This is a genomic window from Oligoflexus sp. (genome assembly GCF_035712445.1).
Classification (GTDB): Bacteria; Bdellovibrionota_B; Oligoflexia; order Oligoflexales; family Oligoflexaceae; genus Oligoflexus.
The window spans coordinates 1-22,276 of record NZ_DASTAT010000071.1; the positions used below are offsets into that span (position 1 = coordinate 1).

A 22,276-nucleotide genomic window follows, 5' to 3' on the forward strand; every position below is an offset into this window, starting at 1 on the left:
TGTATGATGTATTTCTCGATTCCACTCGGGCACCGATGGATCGCCTCTTGAATATGGATGGTTTGCTCGCGCCTTCCTATGAATGGCAGAAGGAATTGGGAACCCTGCCCTCCATCACTCTATTTGACACAACTCAGCCCATGGACCTTTGGTAAGGCCACTTGCCTGGGCCTTGCCTTGCAACAAATTCCCTGTTCACACGTTCCTGAGATGAGACGAAACGTTGAATAGGGCATCCGCGTTATGATCGAACCTTTGGGATACCTCGATATCATCCTTAAATCGCTGGAACTTTTCAGCCTCATTGGGCTCCTTGTGCTTTTTTTCATGCAGCATAAGGGCTATAGGCGTGCAAGCATCGGGCGCGATTCCTGGCCTACAATTTTGGTTTATAATATTTTGACTCTCGGAGCCTACGGTATCTATTGGCGCCTTAAAGTCACGTACGCCCTTCATTCCCGCGATCGTTTGTCGGGGTGGCAGTGGCTCCTGCTCCTGCTGTTCGTGTTTGTTGTTTATGTCACCGATATCAGGGTTCTGACTATCCTCACGATTTGGGATTTCATCCTGGGCAGTCGTCTCCAGAAGACAACTGGGGAGCAGTTTTCATGGCTGTGGACTTTTGTGTGCGGGCATCTTTATCTTGCAAGTTATGTGGAACGTGAAGCGGATCGCTTGCCTCTTGATTTCCGAGTTGAGCGCCCCGATCGAAGGCCGGGTATTGTGACACTTTACTGCGCTGCGGTTTTGGTGGCTGTGGGGGTTATTGGTGTTTCTTTGTGGGCTCTCGCTCGGCATCGGGCTCAGGAATTTGCGAAGATTCCGAACGAAGCTTTGGACCACAGTGGATACTGGCACGAGGTTCATGAGAAGTACGAGAAGATTTATGCCGAGGATGAAAAGGGTCGTCGTGATGTTTACGTGATGATCAATAGTCCTGAGTTTAATAATGTGAGGGAGTGGGCACGCTTTACTCTCGACACAAAGTTTTACAAGGGGGGGTTCTATACCTATAACTGGTTCAGCTGCGTGGATCGTTATGAGGTGGTGGAAAGCCGGCCGGATCTATTGGTGACCAGGAATGATAACGCTCAGTCTATTGTTGAAAATCGAATTCAGGCTGAGAAATTTGCAGTCAATCGGGAGGATTTTCTTAAGAATGCCACTGTCGCCCGAGGCTGGGAGCTCGGGCAGCTTTTGAGGAGTCCTTGGTCCTGTGAGCTGAGCTTTATCCTCCACGCTTGGAACCAGGCGATCGACTTTAGTCGAGATCTGGTCATGCGGCGCATTTTTCCGGACTGATTCCGCGTTCACGGAAAGGCAAGCTCTGGTCTCCCAAAATCAAATCTCATGAACATACCGCCTCCGTGCATCCAGAGGCGCTTCCGTTCATCAAGATACATATTCGAGATGCTGATCATGCCCCATTCATTGATAAGATCCTTCGAGAAGGGTAGCAAGGTCCACTTTCCCGTCTTATGATCGACCTGAAAGATTCCCCGTATGGTCAAAACAAGGCTGGAATTTTGCTCAAAAGGAATGACCTTGGAGATTTCCGTGACTTCCTCCAAAGGAACCTTAAGCGGAAGGACTTTGCCTGACTTCACGTTGAGTATGGTTTTCTGATAGGCATCTTGGATGCGAACGATCGCATAGATCCAATCGTTCATCAAGGGAACAGCTGAGAACACGTCTTCGAACTTCATATCAAAGTCGGAGTAGTCGATTCGGTATTTTTGGGAGAAGCTCAAGTCCTTGTAACCTACAAAGCCCTGGCCATCAGTTCCCCAGAGACCGTCATCCAAAGGGAAAAGAAGTTGACCGCTGTAAGGAACAGAAAAAATTCCCGCATCCCTTGCAATCAGAACATGACCCCCACCTTTTCGCGTGTAGAAAGCCATGTCTCTCCACGTCTGAAAATCACCTGTCCCAGGTGCGGACGCTTGCTCTTCAGGATAAACGACCGGTTCCCACGGGCCATCCTCTCGCGACACGAAGATCTTAGAACCACTCACTAAGAATACGCTGCCATCCGGCGCTCGATATCCGAAGCTGGCCACGGGCAGCTCGACTTTTGTAGTAGGCTTCCAAACGCCGTCTCTGAGGCCAAACAAGGGCCCTTTGTAATAATTAAAATTCAGCTCCATGGGAATCCCAGGGCTTGACCAGACGCTGTAAAAATCCTTTGTGGATGGAAGTCCCATATCTTCAAGACTGAATGCTGAGAGAGAATTCACTTGAAAGACGTAGGTACCATAAGAGGAATCAGACACTCTTAGGGCGCTCAAGGTCAGTGTCTTCTCACCTGTGATCGACACACTACAGGGAGTGGACTCATCATAACAGCTTAAACCATAAATATTCAGAGGAATTCGAACCCGACTCCCATTGAGAAGTCCTGTTATCCCGTAGTTATCAAACCACCACACCTGCCCTCTGTTATCATAGAGCGGGTAGTATGTCTGAGGCGCTTCGACAATATCAGATGGATAGGGCAAAGCTTCCCATCCATTGATTTTCGGACTCCATACAAAGCGTCCAAAGGTTAACACCCCTGCTGGTGAGAGATGGAACTGATCCCGTAACTCCTGGGTTACGGGCGGCAGAGTCACCTCGACAAAGCCCTTACCATCCAGACGCTGGACAGAGGTTGTTTCGCGCACCTGACCGTTCGAAACCATCCAGACGATGCCGTCGCGATCCTCCAAGAGTCGGCTTTCGTCCTTAATTATCAGTTCTTCCCAGCTCGACATGCCCATCTGAAGGCGATACGCTTTGGAGTTTCCGTAGATCCAGAGGGCGCCTTTCGAATCTTCGTAAACTTGAAAATTTCTGCCAAGATCAGACACTTCCTTGAGCGGAATGAAAGACCAGATGCTATCTCGTCTTTTTGCCAGAGTTGTCACGCCGCTTCCCATGGCATCCTCGACGCCGCAGAGGATCTCGCTCACGCTGCTCTTATAGAGAGCGGAACACTCGGTCGATTGAACCCGATCCCATGTGCGCCCATTCCATTCATAAATCCTGCTTCCGGTTCCTGACGCTGGTTCCGGATTGCCGAGGCCAAGAATTTTTCCATCACGATTCTGTACGAACTCCAGAATGTGCGCACGTCCTGCATCGTCGGACGCCGTCAGAGCCCATTGGTCATCCTGAACCCGATACACATTGTTTTGCTGATGAAGGAAGAGAAAATTCCTCTTGGAATCGGTAAGGACAGACCAGGGTTGATACACCTGAGGCGCGTCCTTTACCGGCTTCAAAGACCATCGACTGGAATTGAGCCAAACTCGGGCCGAAGCGGTTTCGGAATGAGATGCCCCATCATCCACTTTTGCTGTCAGTTTGATCTGGGACATTTGAATGTTCTTCTGTTCCCAAGCTTTTTGAATACTAAACGAGAGGGAAGTATCGCAAGGAACGAAATCACCCATGCTCTGACCCTGGCATCGACCGCTTGTGCAGATAACGCGATCGCCCTTGAGGGCGTCATTCCCTTGAAGCAGAAACTCGACTTTGCACTGAAGTCTTTCCTTAAGCTCGTCCTGGCTTAGGAGCGGATGTGTCAGCTGAACCTGAGCCTCCAGATTCGCATAAGGAAGATCCATGACCTCACCGCCATCGGTATTCCACTGGCTTCTGTTCCACCGGAGTTCGATCCTGGGTGCCTCGGTCGAGACCGCCAGCGTCTGGCATTGCAAGGGACTTGCGTTTTCTGCTTTGTCCTGAGTGTACACAAAGTAATCGAATAATCCCGATTCATTCACAACAACGCTGCGAACTTTCGTGAACATGCTGCGGACAGCGCACTCGCCTGTCGGAATGCATTGTCCTGCGTCTGACCTCTCTCCCCTGCTCGAGGACTTTTCCTTACATACAAAGAGACTGTCGCTGACATTAGCCGGTTGCCAGGGCAACTGATCCCCAGGTTTGAAGACGGGGACTTTAAGCTTTTCATCGACGGGAAAGGCTGAACTCAATAAAGGGCTGGCACGTATGATAATGAGGTCGCAGCTTTCGTTCGGGACCAGAGGGCGGGGACCAGCATCGAAACCATCTGCTGGATCTTCCATGTGTGCCCGTATTCTATAAGTTCCCTCCTCCAGGGAACTTGCGTCGAGCTGCAAGGGAAGAGACAGCTGGGTCGCACCCCAATTTTTCACAAATAAGTCGGTTTCCAGCCGCGTTTTCTGATTCAAGGCGGAAATCGTGATGCGGACAGGAGCCAGCGAGCCTGTGACTTCAATCTTGAAGGGCTGGAAAAACCTGGCGTTGGCGAAAATTCCTTGAGGATCGCACTGAAGACTTGCCTTAACCTCAGGACTTGGGGTCAGGGTGACCTCCGGTTGGGTGAAACTCCAAAGGCTGGCTCGGTGTTCATAAAAAGCGCTAGATCGGGAATCCTTGCTACTGATCAGAACCTGCCCGGACACGGAAGGAAGCTTCACGCAACCTTTCGATGTAACTGGGAGATTATAAGAGATCTTCCGGTCATCGTCTCTAAATACGACACGCAGATTCAAAGCTGACAGTCGGGTCTCTGATTGAGCCTCGAAGTCCGATATCCTGAGGTACTTGCCTTTTTGTACCTCCTCTTTGGCCACTCCACAGTCCAGCGCCAATGATTCTGCTTGATTGCTCAGCCTGTAACAGCCCTGCATCGACATTGCTAGACCGGAAAGTATCACAAGCGGGATCAGACAGCGCAGCAGCATAAATGCTCCAACTCAGAAAAGTCCTCCTCAATATTCCAATAAATGTGCCAGGGATCGGGAACCGCGAAGAGAGACTTCGAAATTTTGATCTTAAATAATTTATTTAACACACTGATTTTGATGCTAAATTTTCGTGCATTTCCCATCATTTGATGACGCCAGGTTTGATGCTTAATTCCCTCGAGCGAATCGCAAAATAGCCGATAGAGATCAATCTTGCGACGACTATTCCGCTCAACAAGGGATCCAGCCATGCAAAGTTCCCATAAGCTTTCAAGGGTCATTTACTGTCTTTTGTTAGGAACTCTGCTGTCCTGCAGCAATGAAACAAGACCAAATCCAGATCAAGTCACACGCCGTGCAGCCGAAGCTGTGCAGGCCCCTGTGCCGAATACGGGCGACCCTGCCAGCAATGAAAGCCCTCAGACCACTACGCAGGATCCTGGAAGCCCTGCATCGCCAGTCGCCCCTCAAGGCCAGGCGCCGACCATGGCGACGAACGTGGCAGCCACTGGGAAGGTCGTCGTTGACTTTACCCCTGTCGCCCCCGTCCCTGCCGGGCGATACGCGCCGTCCAACATCATGGCTGTCTTTGTCACCGATGCGAATAACACTCTGGTTCGAACGCTGTTCGCAACGCCGAGCGGCCCCAGAGCCATGTATCTCAGGCGCTGGCAAAAGCTGACGGGAACTCAGCTCGATGGTTTCACAGGCGCTACGCTGACCGCAGTCGCCAAGCCACCAGTGGACAAGCTCTCTTGGGATATGAAGAATCGTGCGGGAGTGATCGTACCGAATGGGAACTACAAGCTGTGGTTTGAAATCGCCACGGACAATATCCCCGCATTGGCAGCAGACGTGACCAATGCGGCTCTATCGAACGCTCTTCCCATCGATACAGCGCGTGGCTATAAGAACCTGATCGTTCCGATCGTTGTGGGACCGGCTGGCAGCAATAAAACGGACACAACGAATCAGGCTTTCACCAATGTTTCCATTGTGCACACACCTTAAGCATTATCCTTCAACTTGATATCCGACCGCCGCCGCTGAGTTTCCAGCCACTTGCTCAGGAGTTTGTTCATCTCCTCCTGGCGAAGCTGGTTCTCAAGCTGCGGCTTCAGCTTCACGTATTCATCGCTTCCCGAGAACTCACGCTTGGCGACGTAGAAAATCGAATAGCCCATGGGCGTTTCGATGGGCCGGGTGTAGCGGCCTTCTTCGAGTTCACGGATGGCGTTTTGGAAAAGTGGTGCAAGGTCTTTCAGGAAGACCTGGGGCATCAGTCCACCGTTCTCGCGGGCGGATTCGTTGTCGGAATAGATCTTCACAGCTTTCTCGAAAGGCATGCCGCCTTCGATTTCCTGATAGACTTTTTCCACGAGCTGCTTTTTACCGGCTTTCACAGCATCCACCGCACCGGGAGGAACGGCGATCTGCAGCTGACGCAGGGTCAGGCGAATGTTTTCCGCCATCGTTCCCGAGTTGCGCAGATAAAAACTCTGCACATCGCGATCGGTGATCTTCACCTGGGGCAGGATTTCACGGCCCTGGAATTGATTGATGATCATCTGGGTGCGGAAGTCTTCCCGATACTGGTCATAGGTCATTCCCTGCTGGCCCAGAGCTTCCATCAGCTGCTCGCGCGTCAGGTTACGACGGGCGAGGAAACTTTTGATCTCCTCGTTCAAGGCTTCCTCGGTGACTTCGATATCGAGTTCATCCGCTTTCTGCATGATGAGCTTTTTATTGATCAGATCCTGAATCGCAACCTTGGCAGGTGGATCATTTTCCTGAGCGGGCCAGGGCGAGACTTCCACCAAAGGTCCCTTCTCGACCTTGCTCTGCACTTCGCTGGCGGTGATGGCCTGACCATTCACTTCCGCCGCGAGCCGATCGATCAGCTGCTCCGCAGCCGGGGCCGTGGGAACGCTCAAAACCACGGGACTGCTCAGCAGCACCATAGCAGTGACAATATGACGCTTTAGAGCGCTCGTGAAGACTTGATTGGTATGGTGTTGAGAGCCATTTCTACCCATTTTTTATATTCCTCGTCCTCTCGCTTTTTCCTCAGGATATCCTGAATGCGCCCTTTGGCGGCTTCAAAGCCCAGATCGGCTTTGGGGAACTTTCGTTCTAGCATAATAATGTGGAAACCATAAGTTGACTTTAAGATTCCCTGGATTTCACCGGGCGCCATTTCAAAGGCCACATCGAAAACCGAGGGCATATCCGACTTGGCAAAAGGTCCAAGCCGGCCACCTTCCTTGGCCTCAGGCGAAATGGAAAGCTCGCGGGCTATGCTTTCGAAATTGCTCGTATTCACCCGAGCCCTGACTTTCTTCGCTTCGGATTCCGACGCCAAAACGATCTGGCGTATGGTGACCCGAGCGGGCTCATGAAATTCACTCTTGTGCGACTGATAATATTCCTTGAGTTCAGGCTCAGTCAGTTTGATATTCCCGGCAATCCGCTCCTTCATGTACTGATCCAGGATATCCTTCTCACAGAGCATGTTCTTCAGCTGATTGCGGGTTTTTTCATGAGCGAAAAGATCACCCTGCCCCTGCACGGTGCTGGTCCACTGCTCAAGGCAATGCATAAAGCGGCTCGGCTCGTTGATGTTGAATTGCTGATCCGAGGCAATGAACTGATAAAGAAGTTTGCGTTCGATGAGATCGGCCATGATCTTGTTATAAAGTTCAAAGATGGGCTTCTGCGGAGGCTGCGCTTCCCCGCTTCCCCCCTCCTGGCTTGGAGCGGCATTCAGCTGCTTCAAATAAAAATTGTATTCCCACTCGATATCCTGATGCGTGATCAGGTAGTCACCGACGTAAACGGTGAAATCAAGATCCTCAAGCGAGGCGTCCTGCGTCTGCTTGCCAAGGAAAAAGGTGCCTGTATGAAAGATCTTCCATGTGAAGTAACCCACCAGGAAACAGCCGATCCAGGCCCCCAAAATCACATAACGTTTCCTGAACATGGACCCTCCTTAGGCTTCCAGAGTCAAAGGCAAAAGAACCTCGATCAGGCGCTGCAGGTTCCCCCCATGAGGCACCTGTTTCAGATGAATCATCAAACGGAAATCCGCGGTCAGGCTCAGCGTGCCCGCATGCTTCTGCACGGCTTCGGTCAGACGTCTGATATGGTCCTCTTTAAGCTGCGCAAAACGCAATTCAAAGAGTCCCTCGCGAAGCTGCTGCAGCTGCTGCACGCGGAGTTTTCGCAGAATAACTTTGAGAGCAGCGACCTGGAACAGACACTGGGCCTCATCAGGCGGCGGTCCGAAGCGATCCCGCGACTGCTGCACAAGGCTCTCCACTTCCGCCACATCCCGCGCACTGAAAAGCGTCTTGTAAAGCCAAAGGCGCTGTTTCTCTTCGGCGACATAAGCCGCCGGCAGCGAGGCCGAAACCGGCAGTTTGATTTCCGGATCGATCTCGGGCTCGATATCCCGCCCCCGCAGCGAATCCATTTCCTTTTCCAAAAGCTCCATATACATATCAAAGCCAACATCCGCGATGTGGCCGGACTGCTCGCCACCCAAAAGATTGCCCGTGCCGCGCAGCTCCATATCGTAGCTGGCAATCTGAAAGCCGACTCCCAGCTCCTGATGGGCTGCCAGGATCTCAAGCCGCCGCCGCGCATCATCACGATCCGCCAGAGCCCCTCTGGTCAGAAACCAGGCATAGGACTGCCGGCTGGAACGCCCCACCCGACCGCGCATCTGATAAAGCTGGGCCAGCCCGAATCTATCGGCGTTGTTGATGATGATGGTGTTGACGTTCGGCATATCGATTCCGGATTCGATAATGGTCGTGCAAAGCAGGACCTTATACTTCTGCTGAATGAAATCTATTATAACCGATTCCACGTTGTTTTCCTGCATCTGACCGTGGGCGATCGCTATACTCACGCCGGGCAGCAGTCTTTCCAGGAAATTTTTCACCTCGGCAATGTCCTGGACGCGGTTATGGACGAAGAAGACCTGACCGCCGCGGGATACTTCCTGTTCAATGGCTTTTTTGATCAGCTCGTCCTCGAAGGGCGCGATATAGGTCCGAATCGCAAGACGCTCGGTGGGCGGGGTTGCGATGACCGAAATATCCCGTATCCCGAGCAGCGACATATGCAGCGAGCGCGGAATGGGTGTGGCCGTCAGAGTCAGGACATCACAGGAGGCCTTGATGTTTTTGATAGCTTCCTTATGCCCGACACCAAAACGCTGCTCCTCATCGACAACGAGGAGTCCGAGGCGGCTCGGCTTCACATCCTTCGAAAGCAGCCGATGCGTTCCGATCAGGATATCCAGCTTCCCTTCATTAAAGGACGTGATCGTCTGCTTCATCTGTCCGGCCGGGACGAAGCGATTGGCAACGCCCACTTCGATTCCATAGTTTTTACAGCGGGCCTTGAAGGTCTCGTAATGCTGATAACTCAAAAGCGTGGTCGGGGCCAGGACCATCACCTGCCCTCCGTCCAAAGCCACCCGCATGGCGGCGCGCAGGGCGACCTCGGTCTTGCCGAAGCCGACATCACCGCAGACAAGGCGATCCATCGGCTGTTCCGACGAAAGGTCGTTATTCACCTCATCAATGGCCTTTTGCTGGTCGGAGGTTTCCACATAAGGGAAATCCGCTTCAAACTGATAATAAACATCCGTGGGCGGACTGAAGGGATCGCGCTTTTCCAATTTCCGCTGGGCATAGATCTTAAGAAGCTGATCCGCCATATCCCGAATGGCTTTGCGGGCCTTGGCCTTGCGCTTCTGCCAGCCTGAAGACTGGAGCTTATCCACGGACGGCTGCAGCTCTTCATCAATCTTGCTCGCATAGCGCTGCAGAAGATTCAGGCGGTGAACCGGCAGATAGAGGCGATCCTGATCCGCATACTCCAGAATCAGAAAATCCGTCTTCACACCCGCGACTTCCATGGTCCGCATTCCGATGTAGCGACCGATTCCATGATCGACGTGAACAACAAGGCTTCCGGGCTCGATATCGTTGAAGGATTTAAAGGCGTTGGCGGCGGACTTGGGCTTTCTTTTGGGGACCTGGTAGTTCTCGCTGAAGATCTGATGCTCCGGCAGGATCAGTAGGCCTTCGCGTTCCTCCCAGATCATCTGCGGTGTGTTTCCCACCGCTATCGCGACCGCATGCTTCCACCTGGGTCTTGATTCCAGGCTTTCCACGCCCTTTTCCGTGAGTATGGAAAAGGGAATGTGATGATGCTGCAAAACGCTCTTCATGCGCAGAATATGTTCTTCCTGCCGAACCAGGATCAGAGCCTGGCGGGCGGCATTCGGGAAATCGGCCAGACGCTCCATCCAAAAATTCACGCTGGCCTTTTCCGTGGCGGCCGGAGGCACAAGATCGGTGGGAAGAAGACTCGCAAGACGCCAGGTCTCGACCCCTTGCCTTTCGCTCAGAAGGCCCCATTCGATCGAAGAGGGAGCGGCCTCCAGTTTCGCCTGGAATCGTTCCATGGAAAGAAAATGTTCATGCGGATCAAAGGATGGCCGCTTCGCCAAACGATCATCCTGGTATTCGGCCTGGATTTTCTGCAGAAACTGCTGCAGCCTTTCCTGGCAGACATCAAGCGAATCGACAAAGACCAGTCGATCCTTCGCTCGCATGAAATCCAAAAGGCAGGCCCCGCGACGCTCCCGAAAGACGGGCAAAAAGAGCGGAATTTCGCCAATCGCATGCCCTGCGGCAAAGGCATCCACAAGACCCTGGCGATCAGATGTATGCAAATCCTGATCGAGCAAAGCCTCATAAAGTTTCTGAGCATCGGCCGCCCGCCGCTCCCTGGGCAGGACCTCCTCCCACACCGGAGCGAGCCAAAAACCCTCATGGTGGTCTTCCGAAAGTTGGGTCTCGGTCGCGAAACGCCGAATGCTGATCAAAGTGTCAGCCATGAATTCAAGGCGCATGGGGCCTTCGGCAGCGGGACTGAAAACATCCAAAAGCATCCCACGCACTGCAAACTGCCCGGCTTCCTCGACCTGGGCCACCTGCCGATATCCCTGCTCCAGAAGGCGGCTGATCAGGGCATCCACGTCGTATTCCTGCTCTTTTTCCAGATAAAGCAGAGCTTCCTGCAGCTGCTGGGGATCACTGGTTTCCTGCACGAGCCCGGCGAATGAAACAAGACAGAGTCTAAGGCGCTGCCGCGTGGAAAGAAGTCCCGAGAGTACACGCATACGTTGATGACGAAGATCACTTTGATTGGCATGACGCTGCAGGCCCCAGAGCGAAAGGGCCTGAACGCTTGGGATATCGTCCTCCAGCTTGCAGTTGACCCGCAAGACTTCCTGCCACTCATGCAGACGCTTCGGATCCGCGACGACAAGAATAAGGCACGCATCGTCGCTCTTTTGCGAACTTTGATAGTGATGCGCCAGAGCCGAAGCCAGCCAACACTTTTGCCCTTCCTGCAAACCCATGATCTGCAGCTTTTTCCGCAGCTGTTCGGGAGCCAAAAGGCTGTCGTAAAGACTTGATATACTCGAATGCACTTGCACCTGATTCACACCTTGTCGTGCGTACTTTGAAAAAAACCCCGAGGGCTCCAGCACCGCTACTTGAGACACCTCAAGAAATACTATAGAAGTCTAAACAAGAAATTTCACCCTCCGCGTATCGCACAGAGTGCAATCCCTATGAGGACACGATGGAAACAAAAGGCAAGGTCATAGCGAACAAACGTCTACTGGTTGCCAACCGGGGCGAGATTGCCATCCGCATCTTTCGCGCCGCCACCGAACTGAACATGCGAACCGTGGCCCTTTATAGCCACGAGGATCGCTTTTCCGTCCATCGCTTCAAGGCCGACGAGGCTTATAAAGTCGGCAAAAAAGGGGACCCGCTGGGCGCGTACTTGAACTGGCAGGAAATCATCGAACTCGCTGTCGAGAAAAACATCGACTTCATTCACCCAGGCTATGGTTTTCTATCTGAAAACGCTGATTTCGCCAAGGCCTGTGCCGACGCCGGGATACTCTTTTGTGGTCCGTCAGCGCACGTCTTGAATCTTTTCGGGGATAAGCTGGCAGCCAAGCAGGTTGCCAGGGAATCCGGCGTGGCTGTTATCCCCGGGACCGAGCAGCCCGTGGAAACCCTGGAGGAGGCCCGCCGCTTCTGTGCCGAGATCGGTTATCCTGTGACCCTCAAGGCTTTGTCCGGAGGCGGAGGCAAAGGCATCCGAGCGGTGAAAAACGAAGATGAGCTGGTCGAGGCCTTTCAAAGAGCCCGCTCGGAAGCGATGAGTTCCTTCGGCCGTTCTGAGGTGTATCTGGAAAAAAATGTGCAGCACGCCAAGCATATCGAGGTCCAGATCGCAGGTGATAAGACAGGGCAGATCATTCACCTTTATGAACGGGATTGTTCGGTCCAAAGACGTCATCAGAAAGTGGTCGAGGTCGCCCCGGCCCTGGGCATCAGCAGCAAAACCCGCGAGGCGCTGCTGAAGGATGCGGTGAAAATCGGTCAGCACGTGAATTACGTGGGTGTCGGCACGGTGGAATTTCTGGTCGGTGAAGACGGTCAGCATTATTTCCTGGAAGTGAACCCACGCATTCAGGTCGAACATACCGTCACCGAGATGATCACCGGCGTCGACCTTCTGCAGATGTCGATCATGCTCCCTGCGGGTCGCAGCATGAATCACCCGACCATGAGCATCCGCTCGCAGGACGATGTGCGGCAGCGCGGGGTTGCGATTCAGTGCCGTGTGACGTCGGAAAACCCTTCGAAAAACTTTGCGCCTGATACGGGCGTGATCCTTGCCTATAGACCGGCCCAGGGTTTTGGAATCCGCCTGGATGAAGGCTTCGGCAACTCCGGGGCCATTGTCACGCCTTACTACGATTCGCTTTTGGTGAAGGTCACTGCGCATAGCGTCGACCTTTACGGGGCTGTGCAGAAGATGATCCGGGCGTTGAATGAATTCCGGATCCGCGGGGTGAAGCATAATATCCCTCTGCTTCTGAATATCGTCTCGCATCCGAAGTTTGCCAAGGGCACCATTGATACGAGCTTCCTTGAGCAGCATCCGGAGGTCTTCGATATCCAGCAGCCTCGCGACCGTGCGACCAAGATTTTGAAGTACATTGCCAATGTCACCGTGAACAACCCGCACAAACTTCACTCCAAGATCAACCCGCGGGAGCCGGATTGCTATAAGCTTGAAACCAAGGGTTTGCCGACGCAGAACATCGTTACGGCCAAGCAGGTCTTTGATCAAAAAGGGGTGAAGGGCCTTCAGTCCTGGATCATGGAGCAGAAAAAACTCCTGATCACCGACACCACCATGCGCGATGCGCACCAATCGCTTTTTGCCACGCGCCTCAGAAACTATGATATTTTCCAATCCACAGCCTACTACTCCAAAGCCACGCCCGGATTCTTCTCGCTCGAATGCTGGGGTGGCGCGACTTTTGACACCTGCATGCGCTTTTTGAAGGAAGATCCCTGGGAACGCCTGGCCCATCTGCGCGAAGAGATCCCCAACATCCTCCTTCAGATGCTCCTGCGCGGGGATAATGCGGTGGGTTACACCAATTATCCTGAATGGGTGATCCGTGATTTCATTCGGCTTACCAAGGAAGCCGGACTCGATCTTTTCCGTATCTTCGACTGTCTCAATAACCCTGAGCAGATGGCTGTCGCCATGGACGAAGTGAAAAAGCGTGGTGCGATCGCCGAGGCTTGTATCTGCTATACAGGTAACATCCTGGATCCGAACAACACCAAGTACACTATCCCCTATTATGTGAACATAGCCAAACGGCTGGAAAAAATGGGCTCGGACATCCTTTGCATCAAGGATATGGCGGGCCTTCTGCGTCCGCGCGCGGCCTCGATTCTTATCCAGGCTTTGAAGGAAAGCATCAGCATTCCCATCCACCTGCACACGCACGCCACATCCGGCAGTTCCGAAGCCATGCTGCTGGCCGCGGCGGAAGCGGGCTGTGATATCGTCGACGGTGCGATCAGCTCCATGTCGGGCCTCACATCACAGCCCAGCATCAACGCAATCGTGGCGAGTCTGGAAGGAACCGACCGCGCGCCTGAGCTTTCCATTCGAAATCTGGATGAACTCAGCCGCTTCTGGGAATCTGTCCGGGCTCAGTACCATGCCTTTGACCCTGGCATCAAAGCGACGTCGACCGATGTTTATGAACATGAAATCCCTGGCGGGCAGTACAGTAACCTCTACGATCAGGCGCAGAAGGTGGGTGTGAAATCCACAGAGTTCTACGAACTCACCCGCCGCTATCAGGAGGTGAATACTCTTTTCGGGAATATCGTCAAGGTCACGCCGTCCTCGAAAGTCGTGGGCGACATGGCCCTGCTTCTGCAAAAGCATGGCATGACAGGGCCGGAGCTCATGGAACGGAAGCCGGCGCTTGATTATCCCGACTCCGTGATCAGCTTCTTCAAAGGGCACATGGGCGTGCCCTACGGTGGATTCAATGACGAGCTGCGCGCCCTCATCCTTGGACCCAATCCCCCCGCTCCGGAAAAGCCGCCTGTTACCAATGATGACAGCTTCGACAAAGCCCGGGCTGAACTGACCCGCATTCTGGAAACCGCGCCGCATGATCGCGATGTACTTTCCTACCGGCTCTATCCGAAAGTCTTCAAGGAATACCTCACGGATATGCGGGACTATGGAGATGTCGCGGGCCTTCCGACCGATGTCTTCTTCTATGGCCTTCCCACCAATCGCGAAGTCGAAGTGGAGCTGGAGCCTGGAAAAACCCTGATTATCAGCATCTCCGGCATCACGGAGCCGGATCGCGACGGCGTGCGCAGGGTCTTCTTCCAGTTGAATGGTTATCCAAGGACGCTCGAGATTCTGGATGAATCCGTCGCGGCCCCGGGTAAAAACCGCCCGAAAGCCGATAGCATGAACACACTTCATATCGGGGCGCCCATGCCTGGAAAAATCCTGGAGGTGCGGGTGACTCCCGGCCAAAGCGTGGACAAATCCCAGGTGGTGATGGTGACCGAATCCATGAAAATGGAGTATGCGATCAGCGCCAAGGTTGGAGGCAAAATCAAGGCGGTTCTCGCCAGCAAAGGCGAGCTTGTTCAGGAAGGTGACCTTCTGATCGAGCTTGAAGGCTAAGCCTTCCCCTGCTTTCCCGAAGCCGCCACGTAGCGCATAAAGACCAAAACACCGGCCCAGGCCAGGATCACAAGGATGCTGATGATCTGGGCCGGTGACAAATAATCCGTAAATATCTGCCCGCGATCATCCCCGCGGTAGAACTCCAAAACAAAGCGTGTGATCGCATAGCCGACAATCCCTATGGTTCCGATTTCTCCGGGTCGCCGCTTTAAAAGCGTTCGCTTTGACCAGCTGTAACCTGCAATGGTCAGGCAGACCGCTGCCTCTATGAGCTGCACGGGATAACGGTAAAGCTCATCGTTCAGGTTGGGAAACTTCACGGCCCAGAACGGTATCTCGGATTGATTGGGAAGGGGCAGGCCGTAATCATCACCATTCAGGAAACAACCGATGCGACCAATGGCAATGCCAAGCATGAGGGACGGCAGAGTCAGATCCGCCAGACGAATGATGGAAAGTTTTTTCCAGTGCGCATAAAGTATGGCCGCAAACGCGGCCAGCAGAATTCCACCGTAAAGCGTCATGCTGCCGAGCTCAAAGAACCCGCTCAGGCTTTCCCCTTCCAGAATTATGGAAAGCCCGCGCGCGCCCGTATATCCCGCGATATAAGCGATTAGAAACAGCGAATCCAAGGACCTTGCCTGACCCTCAGGCCAGGCGAGCTTCCCCCAAAGACCAAGCGTCCACCAACCCATAAGGGCAGCCAGCACAAAGAATGCATGCCAGCTCGGAACGACAAAGCTGCCCCATTGAAACAGGATTGGATGCATACGCCCCCCGCATATTTAAGATCCCAGATTCTGCTGTTTCCAACTTGCAATCCCAAGCTGCTGCAGTGAAGCCGCGGCTGAACCGAGGCCCAGAAGCAGGAGCAAAAGACTGATTACCCATCGTCCTTGCGCAGCGCTGAGAGCAGCGAACCCGAACGTGCTCAGCACGCTCCAGGCCGTCCATATCCGAAGGCGCATAAACCAGCCCGCGATGCCGCAGGGTGAATCCCGGTCGCTCCACAAAAGTATATGATCGTCCGGCAGCTCCTTTCTCGGCCAGTCCTGATAAAGCCAGCCTAGGGCTAAAAATCCAAGAATGGTCAGGACCCAGACCCCAAGAGTATGCTGTCCATCCAGACCCGCGCGCGCATCCATGAACAGGAAGTAAAGGATCGGCGGCAGGAGCAAAAGGCTTCCTTTATAGCTTAAACTCCGCTGCACGCTCGCCTGCACGCCTGAAACAAGGACTGATGCCAAACAGCCCAGGATCAAAACAGCCGCAAAAATCTGCTGATTGAAAGGGCTCAGTCCACCGAGGATGGCCGGCATCAGCTGCCAGGCTGCGAAGATGATGGCAAAGCGCATTTGAAGCGACCAGCGCCGATGATCCTCGGGCCTCACGACATCCATGAGATCCACAAACCCTTGCTGAAAAGGAGGAAGGCCAAACTTCAAACAAAGACCGATGAGAAAGAGAAAGCCGGCCAGCACCGGCCGGATGCGGTCCAGCTCGACCGAGGGCAGCGGATAAAAAAGATTCTCCACAATCGGATGCACACCCGAGAGCGCCACCGCGGTTCCAATCAGCAGCCAGCTTAAGAACCAGCTCATGCTGACTTTGATCCAGGCTTCACGCAGGGCATCCGTGGATCGCCGCGAAAGAAGATCGAAGAGTAAAATCAGAACCAGAACCTCGACACCCACCCACGCAGCCAGGGGCTCATCCAAAGCGAGCGCCAGGATCCACGGTAAAAGAAAAAGCGTATCCAAAAGCATAAGCCATGCACTGCGCTTCGACGAGGGTTCGGATGCATGCGGCACGAATCCCGGCACAGCCACGAGCCAGACCATTACGATCGGATAAAACCAATTGGGAAGACTCATCGCTGCACTCCCGGCGTCTGCATGAAATAGCCGAGTACAGTCAGCAGGAGAAGGGCGAGCAGAACGAAACGTATCTGTTTGGAAGTGTCGCCAGTCATCTTGGTGCTCAGGACGGAGCCGATGACCTGAAGCGCTTGCAGGATCCCTTTCATCTTCACCCTTTCAACCGACGCAATCGATCCATTGTCATTTCATCCCAGTCCGGCCACTTACGGGCCACAGCAGCCGAGAGGAGAATGAGCCAGCCAATATTCAAAAGAACAAGCGTTGTTCCCAGCCAAAAGCTCGGAGCTTGCGACAGCCATATTTCATTCTGGGCGATCACAAGCGGAAGGAAACACCAGGGAAGGTACTTGACCCTTTTTAAACGCATGAGCAAAAAAAGGCTCAGGATGAGAAATACTATCATCAGGTCCACCAAACTGAAGGACAGACACCACAGGCGACGCAGCCCGTTCCCAAAATACAGCCAAAGAGACCGAAAAACCAGGGTTCTTCAGTCCCCTGCGTCCCTGCCTTCGCATCCGTGCCTGAAGTGCGACCCGCCCAAGCCTGACAACTGCGCCTGCAGCACGATCCGCCCAAGCCTGCGGCAGCTGCGCCTGCGGCACGACCTGTCTCCACCTCCTCTTGCTTCGCTCGCGACCGTCCCCTATGATCGGGTTTTGTAGCTTGCATTAAAGGTCTTTTCGACGTGGGGGCATTTTGTCGAACAACACACCTGCAGCCAAAATCACAGTATTAGGCTCCGGCAACTTCGGGACCTGTCTTGCGCATCACCTTGCGCAGAAGGGAACTCCGGTCGTGATGTGGGGCCGTTCCCAACTGATCGCCGACAGCATCAACACCAAACATCGGAATCCCAAATACCTGAGTCATATAGAATTGTCGCCTCTTCTGAGCGCAACCACCGAACTCAGTGACGAACGCCTTAAAAACACCGAATTTCTAATCCTGGCGATTCCCACCCAATCGCTGCGGCAGGTCCTTGAGACTCTGAAGGGACGCATTCGTCCGGACACAGTGATCGTGTGCGCGGTCAAAGGCATCGAGAATGATACGCTCTGTTTTCCCTATAACATCATTCAGCAGGTGCTTGGAGAAAACTATGCGACGCAGACAGCCATCCTTTCCGGTCCCAGCTTTGCGATCGAGGTCGCCGAGCAAAGACCCACGGCCGTGTCCGTCGGCTGCATGGATAAGCAGGTCTGTAACCGGGTCCAGGAACTTTTCCACACGGCTTACTTCCGCGTTTATACCCTGGATGATCCCATGGGGCTTGAGGTGGCCGGCGCTCTGAAAAACGTCATTGCCGTGGCCGCAGGCGCCGCGGTGGGACTGGGCATGCAGCAGAATGCACGGGCCGCCCTCCTGACCCGCGGGTTGGCCGAAATCACGCGCCTCGGCGCCATGCTCGGTGCGCAGCCTTTGACGTTTATGGGGCTCGGGGGTGTAGGTGATCTCTTTCTGACCTGTACCTCGGAAAAAAGTCGGAACTTCACCGTGGGCTATCGCCTTGGCAAAGGTGAACAGCTCGATGTCGTTTTGAAAACGCTTGGATCGGTGGCGGAAGGCGTCTGGACCGCGCGCGCCGCTTATAATCTGAGCCAGAAATTGGGTGCGGATACGCCGATCATCAGCGCCGTGCATGGCGTTCTATTTCAAGGGAAGACGATTTCGGAAGCGCTCTATGGGCTTTTGAATCGGGATATGAAGGCGGAAGTGCAGCTGCCGCAAGGAACGAAGCCGCACGCATGAACGTGCGGCCGCTTTTTCAACCCTGATCACCCGGCTGAAGTTTTTCACTCAGCTTGGGCTTGGCGCTGAAGTTTTCAAGGAGCGAGCGTGGGGCCTTATAGAAGGCATCCGTACCCACCTTCATAGACACATGCTCCGCATCCCCCTCGATTTTCCAGATCGAAGCCTCCACGGTCTTGCCATCCTTGAAGGTGAATTTGGTGGAATGAAGAGGAGCACCCTTCATCAGAGCCAGCGCCTCATCAGCCGTCAACACCACCGCGGCTTTGGCAAATTCGAAATCAACCAGCAAAAGTCGGATGAAATCAGCCTTGTCTCCGCCTTCCTTGGTCTGCCATTCGCCGTCCTTTCTTACGTAAACCTTGCCGTCCACATCCACCTCGGTGGCCTCGGTCGAGTTGAAGCTGAACATGGCCTTATTCTGGAAATCAGCCAGGGATTTCTTCAGACCATCCTTCATCTTCTTATCGAGCACGATAATGCCGTCGTAACCGGGAACCGTGGTGTAGATGTCCTCGCCGTTTTGCATGAAGGCATACTGAGTCAGCTGGTCAGCACCGCCGGTCAGCACAAGAGTCGCAAGACGCGTTGTGCCGGGCTTTTTACCGCTCAGAGCCTCTTTCAAAGCCGGGGAAGGATCGTCCATGAATTTGGCCACGCGCTGATTCTCAAAAAAGCTCAGGAACTGCTTCACCTCGGTCGCATCCGCCTTGAAGGGCTTCGGCGTTTCGATGGACCAGTCTTTATCCTGACGCTTCAAGGAAATCAGCGGCTCATTCTGATACTGGTAGCTGATGGCCTTCACCTGGTCCATGTTCGGCCAGCGAAGACTTTTGTCACGGAAATCGAAGAGCTCTTTGTTGCTGGCCGTGAACGCGTAATGATTGACGAGATAAACATTGTTCGTCTCATCAACTTTCGCATAGCTGCTGTAACCGACAGGGCTTTTGGCCCCGATGCGAATCGTGGTTTCCTTGCCGTCCTTATCCTTCATAGCCACGGTGACTTTCGGCTGATCAAGACCGTATTCCTTCAGCTTGTCACCGGCCGCTTCAAAACTCTTTTCAAACTTCAGCTCTTCAAAAGTTTTCAGGAGCCGGCCCACGCCTTCCGCATCACCAGGATAGGCAATCGGGGAAAGAACCTTCCATTGATTACCTTCCTTGGCCATCTGCACCTGAACCGTCCGGCCGTCATCGACCTTGGTGTAGTTGAGGCTGGTGATCTCATCCGGCTTGAAGGTCAGAAGCTTGTTTTTCAGCTCCTTTTCCTTGGTCTCAACTTTCGTCTGCCACTCATCCCAGTACGCGATTCCGCCCAGACCCAGGAGGACCACGCTGAAAATCAGGGGTTTGACAAAGGTCTTCATTAGGCTCTCCTTCTCCGCATCCAATAGAATACGCCCGCACCCAGAAAGCTGGTGGGATACACATAAGCCAGGAAGAGGAGCAGGAACTGGCTCGACGCCGTGGTCAGATCCAAAGTACTCCTGTCACCGTCCTTGGCCCGGATGGAAATAAAATCCTCATCCTGAGTCAGATAGTTGATCGCATTCAAAAAGAGATCAACGTTCTCCTGGCGCTGGGCCCCGAGGTTACTGGCGAGCTGCGCTGAACCGCCAACGAAAACCCGCAGTTCCTTGGCCGCATTGCCCTGCGAATCACCTTTAACGTCAGCCTGAGCATCCTTATTCGCTTCATTCGTGGCGACCTTGGCGCCACCGACCTTGCCGCTTGCGGCACCGAAGACATCGAACGAGCCCTCGACGATACGGTCTTCGGTCAGATTCTTAAGGTCAGCCTGCGTTTTCACGCCGGTCACCTTCACAATGATCTGGGAGGACTTGGCCAGACCAACAGGCTTAAGCTGAAGTTTATTGTCATTCACGATGTCGATCGACCGGGTATTGGCCGTCATCAGGGCGACTCCACCGCGTTTGACAAAATCCGCAGTGACGGGCGAGAAGCTGTCAAAGTCGGTGACGATCGCATTGTTCTGACCCAGGACCTTGGCGCGTTCATCACCCGGGCGGATGATCAGAAGGTCATCATTGAAGCGGAAACCCACGGACTCGACCAGCTTGTTCAGGTTCGGCACGGGCGTCAGCGCATCGACAAGAACCATCAAAGGCCGGGCGCTTTGCAGATACTGCTCCAGCACAGCCAGCTCGGAAGGCTGCAGGTCATACTTCGGTCCTGCGATCACCAGAAGATCCGCATCGGCTGGAATGGAGGTGGTTTCAAGAAGGTTCAGCTCTTTGACCACAAAGCGTTCCGATTCCAATTCCTGCTTCGCGGCCGAATAGCCCAGAGCTTCCTGGTTACTGAGTTCCGGTTCGCCATGGCCTTTGGTGAAGTAGATGGTCTTATCCTTCTCCTTCATCACCCGTACCAGCGCGTTGCTCATCTTTTCTTCGGTGAATGAAGTCAGACGGGCTTCCTGTTTTCCGTATTTAAATATCACGGTATCCACGGTCGTGATGTTCTCGGCCATGGCGCGGGTCGGATCGGTCTGAGGATCTATGTACTCGACCTCAAAGCTGCCGCCCTTCAGCTCATAAAGCGAAAGGGCCTTACGGAACTGGTTCTTCTTCATCTCATCCTGGAAAAACGCCAGAACCTTGACCGGCTCTTTGCGTTCTTTCAGCTGATTCACCAGCTTCACCGATTCCGGACTCAGGGTGTTGATCCCTTCCTTGGTCACGTCGAAGCTTTTATTGAAGCGATCACGGCGACTCAGGTAGCCGGCACCAATGGCCAGAAGAACAGCCAGAAGCACGCTGAGCCCTTGACTCATGCGGTGGCGGCTCCCCTTGCGGGTGAACATCGTTTTCAAGCGTTTGCCATCCAGGACGACCCAGACGCTGATCGCGAGCGCGGCCAGAATCCAAAGGACGATACTGACCAGCGGAAATTCCTTGTAAGCGCGACCTGTAGCCAAAGCCAGAACCGCGGTAAAGACACCCAGAAAAGGCAGAAATAGAAGACCACTGCGCATTGCCAATTACCTCCAACGCTGCGATTCGACGGCGACGTTTGTGAAATAAAGAAAAAGACTGATGAACGCGACGAAGTAAGTCACGTCTGCGACCGTGATCAGACCATTGAAAAAGTTATCAAGGTGCGTGGTGGCCGCCAGGTATTTCACAAACTCTTCCATCATGCCGGTGCTCGAAATATTGGGTGCGATCCAGGTCAGGATCAGCAGCAAAAAGAGTCCGAAGACGGTGAACATGAACGCCAGAAATTGATGACTGACCATCGACGAGATCCAAAGACCGAAAGCCACCTGCGAGCACATGAGAAGGAAAAGGCCAAGGTAGGAACTCAGGATGGGTCCGAATTCAGGATTGCCGTATTTGAAAAGGAAGATAGGGAAAACCGAGGACGCGAGCAGAACCATGCCCAGGACGCCGGCAGCGGACAGGAACTTGCCGAGCACGATCTGGGTGGACGAGACAGGCGCCGTCATCAGAAGGCGGTGAACCTGCGTTTTCTTTTCCTCCGCGAACGAGGCCATGGTCACTGCGGGCACCACGAAGAGCAGGATGAAATGGAGGTTCTGAAAGATGGCCGTCAGCAGCTGACTCAACTTGGGCGTCTCGCCGCCCATCTGCATGGCCTGATTCTGCAGGTCAAGAAAGGTCGTGCAGAAGGACTGAAAGAACATACCCATGAAAATGAGCAGAAACCAAAAGGTCACCGAACCTTTGATGGATGAAAAATAAGCCTTCAGATCGCGCTGAGCAATCGTCAGTACAGCTCCCATGTTTGACTTTCCTCCGGTTGA

14 protein-coding genes are annotated in these 22,276 nt (G+C 53.7%); 4 read left to right on the forward strand and 10 right to left on the reverse strand.

Annotated elements, in window-relative coordinates:
- Window positions 1-243 precede the first annotated feature (243 nt).
- The gene (locus VFO10_RS15665; protein WP_325141785.1) at window positions 244-1,302 is read left to right on the forward strand and encodes a hypothetical protein; all 1,059 of its coding nucleotides are present in this window, start codon (window positions 244-246) and stop codon (window positions 1,300-1,302) included.
- 8 nt (window positions 1,303-1,310) lie between these two features.
- Here the strand turns inward: VFO10_RS15665 and VFO10_RS15670 are convergent, their stop codons facing one another.
- The gene (locus VFO10_RS15670) at window positions 1,311-2,951 is read right to left on the reverse strand and encodes a hypothetical protein (RefSeq protein WP_325141787.1); all 1,641 of its coding nucleotides are present in this window, start codon (window positions 2,949-2,951) and stop codon (window positions 1,311-1,313) included.
- A 2,016-nt stretch (window positions 2,952-4,967) separates the two neighbouring features.
- Between VFO10_RS15670 and VFO10_RS15675 the strand changes: the two genes are divergently transcribed.
- Window positions 4,968-5,729, forward strand: a complete 762-nt coding sequence (locus tag VFO10_RS15675) for a DUF2271 domain-containing protein (protein ID WP_325141788.1) — start codon at window positions 4,968-4,970, stop codon at window positions 5,727-5,729.
- On the opposite strand, the gene VFO10_RS15680 is transcribed toward VFO10_RS15675, so the two are convergent.
- From VFO10_RS15680 to mfd, 3 genes are read right to left on the reverse strand one after another with little or no spacing between them, the layout of a single operon-like run.
- On the reverse strand, window positions 5,726-6,754 hold the full coding sequence (locus VFO10_RS15680; protein ID WP_325141790.1) for a SurA N-terminal domain-containing protein: 1,029 nt from the start codon (window positions 6,752-6,754) through the stop codon (window positions 5,726-5,728). The two genes, VFO10_RS15675 and VFO10_RS15680, sit on opposite strands and share 4 nt — an antisense overlap.
- Window positions 6,700-7,698: a peptidylprolyl isomerase gene (locus VFO10_RS15685; protein ID WP_325141792.1), complete on the reverse strand. Its 999-nt coding sequence runs from the start codon at window positions 7,696-7,698 to the stop codon at window positions 6,700-6,702. The genes VFO10_RS15680 and VFO10_RS15685 overlap by 55 nt, the downstream gene beginning before the upstream one ends.
- Before the next feature lie 9 nt (window positions 7,699-7,707).
- Complete coding sequence (gene mfd / locus VFO10_RS15690) at window positions 7,708-11,250, reverse strand: transcription-repair coupling factor (protein ID WP_325141794.1); 3,543 nt, start codon at window positions 11,248-11,250, stop codon at window positions 7,708-7,710.
- Window positions 11,251-11,390: 140 nt separating this feature from the next.
- Between mfd and VFO10_RS15695 the strand changes: the two genes are divergently transcribed.
- Window positions 11,391-14,852, forward strand: a complete 3,462-nt coding sequence (locus tag VFO10_RS15695) for a pyruvate carboxylase (protein ID WP_325141797.1) — start codon at window positions 11,391-11,393, stop codon at window positions 14,850-14,852.
- Here the strand turns inward: VFO10_RS15695 and VFO10_RS15700 are convergent.
- Genes VFO10_RS15700 through VFO10_RS15710 form a run of 3 tightly spaced genes read right to left on the reverse strand, consistent with a single transcriptional unit; the run spans window position 14,849 to window position 16,881 of the window.
- Window positions 14,849-15,625 (reverse strand): prolipoprotein diacylglyceryl transferase, encoded by a 777-nt coding sequence (locus VFO10_RS15700; protein ID WP_325141799.1) that lies wholly within the window; start codon window positions 15,623-15,625, stop codon window positions 14,849-14,851. The genes VFO10_RS15695 and VFO10_RS15700 overlap by 4 nt on opposite strands.
- 15 nt (window positions 15,626-15,640) lie before the next feature.
- A complete protein-coding gene (locus tag VFO10_RS15705; RefSeq protein ID WP_325141801.1) occupies window positions 15,641-16,729 on the reverse strand; it encodes a hypothetical protein in 1,089 nt (362 codons plus the stop codon).
- Window positions 16,726-16,881, reverse strand: coding sequence for a hypothetical protein (locus VFO10_RS15710; RefSeq protein WP_325141803.1), 156 nt, complete (start codon window positions 16,879-16,881; stop codon window positions 16,726-16,728). The genes VFO10_RS15705 and VFO10_RS15710 overlap by 4 nt, the downstream gene beginning before the upstream one ends.
- A gap of 553 nt (window positions 16,882-17,434) precedes the next feature.
- Between VFO10_RS15710 and VFO10_RS15715 the strand changes: the two genes are divergently transcribed.
- The gene (locus VFO10_RS15715) at window positions 17,435-18,487 is read left to right on the forward strand and encodes an NAD(P)H-dependent glycerol-3-phosphate dehydrogenase (protein WP_325141805.1); all 1,053 of its coding nucleotides are present in this window, start codon (window positions 17,435-17,437) and stop codon (window positions 18,485-18,487) included.
- A gap of 16 nt (window positions 18,488-18,503) precedes the next feature.
- Here the strand turns inward: VFO10_RS15715 and VFO10_RS15720 are convergent, their stop codons facing one another.
- From VFO10_RS15720 to VFO10_RS15730, 3 genes are read right to left on the reverse strand one after another with little or no spacing between them, the layout of a single operon-like run.
- Window positions 18,504-19,856, reverse strand: a complete 1,353-nt coding sequence (locus VFO10_RS15720; RefSeq protein ID WP_325141807.1) for a DUF4340 domain-containing protein — start codon at window positions 19,854-19,856, stop codon at window positions 18,504-18,506.
- Window positions 19,856-21,484, reverse strand: coding sequence for a GldG family protein (locus VFO10_RS15725; RefSeq protein WP_325141809.1), 1,629 nt, complete (start codon window positions 21,482-21,484; stop codon window positions 19,856-19,858). Before VFO10_RS15725 ends, VFO10_RS15720 begins: the two co-directional genes overlap by 1 nt.
- 6 nt (window positions 21,485-21,490) lie before the next feature.
- Window positions 21,491-22,255 (reverse strand): ABC transporter permease, encoded by a 765-nt coding sequence (locus tag VFO10_RS15730; protein WP_325141811.1) that lies wholly within the window; start codon window positions 22,253-22,255, stop codon window positions 21,491-21,493.
- Window positions 22,256-22,276 lie beyond the last annotated feature (21 nt).

What these genes read in the sequence shown, in the direction of transcription:
- VFO10_RS15705 (WP_325141801.1), bottom strand. Translation starts at nt 16,729, where the DNA reads ATGAGTCTTCCCAATTGGTTTTATCCGATCGTAATGGTCTGGCTCGTG.
- VFO10_RS15665 (WP_325141785.1), top strand. Translation starts at nt 244, where the DNA reads ATGATCGAACCTTTGGGATACCTCGATATCATCCTTAAATCGCTGGAA.
- VFO10_RS15680 (WP_325141790.1), bottom strand. Translation starts at nt 6,754, where the DNA reads ATGGGTAGAAATGGCTCTCAACACCATACCAATCAAGTCTTCACGAGC.
- VFO10_RS15700 (WP_325141799.1), bottom strand. Translation starts at nt 15,625, where the DNA reads ATGCATCCAATCCTGTTTCAATGGGGCAGCTTTGTCGTTCCGAGCTGG.
- VFO10_RS15720 (WP_325141807.1), bottom strand. Translation starts at nt 19,856, where the DNA reads ATGAAGACCTTTGTCAAACCCCTGATTTTCAGCGTGGTCCTCCTGGGT.
- VFO10_RS15675 (WP_325141788.1), top strand. Translation starts at nt 4,968, where the DNA reads ATGCAAAGTTCCCATAAGCTTTCAAGGGTCATTTACTGTCTTTTGTTA.
- VFO10_RS15695 (WP_325141797.1), top strand. Translation starts at nt 11,391, where the DNA reads ATGGAAACAAAAGGCAAGGTCATAGCGAACAAACGTCTACTGGTTGCC.
- VFO10_RS15685 (WP_325141792.1), bottom strand. Translation starts at nt 7,698, where the DNA reads ATGTTCAGGAAACGTTATGTGATTTTGGGGGCCTGGATCGGCTGTTTC.
- VFO10_RS15725 (WP_325141809.1), bottom strand. Translation starts at nt 21,484, where the DNA reads ATGCGCAGTGGTCTTCTATTTCTGCCTTTTCTGGGTGTCTTTACCGCG.
- VFO10_RS15710 (WP_325141803.1), bottom strand. Translation starts at nt 16,881, where the DNA reads ATGAAAGGGATCCTGCAAGCGCTTCAGGTCATCGGCTCCGTCCTGAGC.
- VFO10_RS15730 (WP_325141811.1), bottom strand. Translation starts at nt 22,255, where the DNA reads ATGGGAGCTGTACTGACGATTGCTCAGCGCGATCTGAAGGCTTATTTT.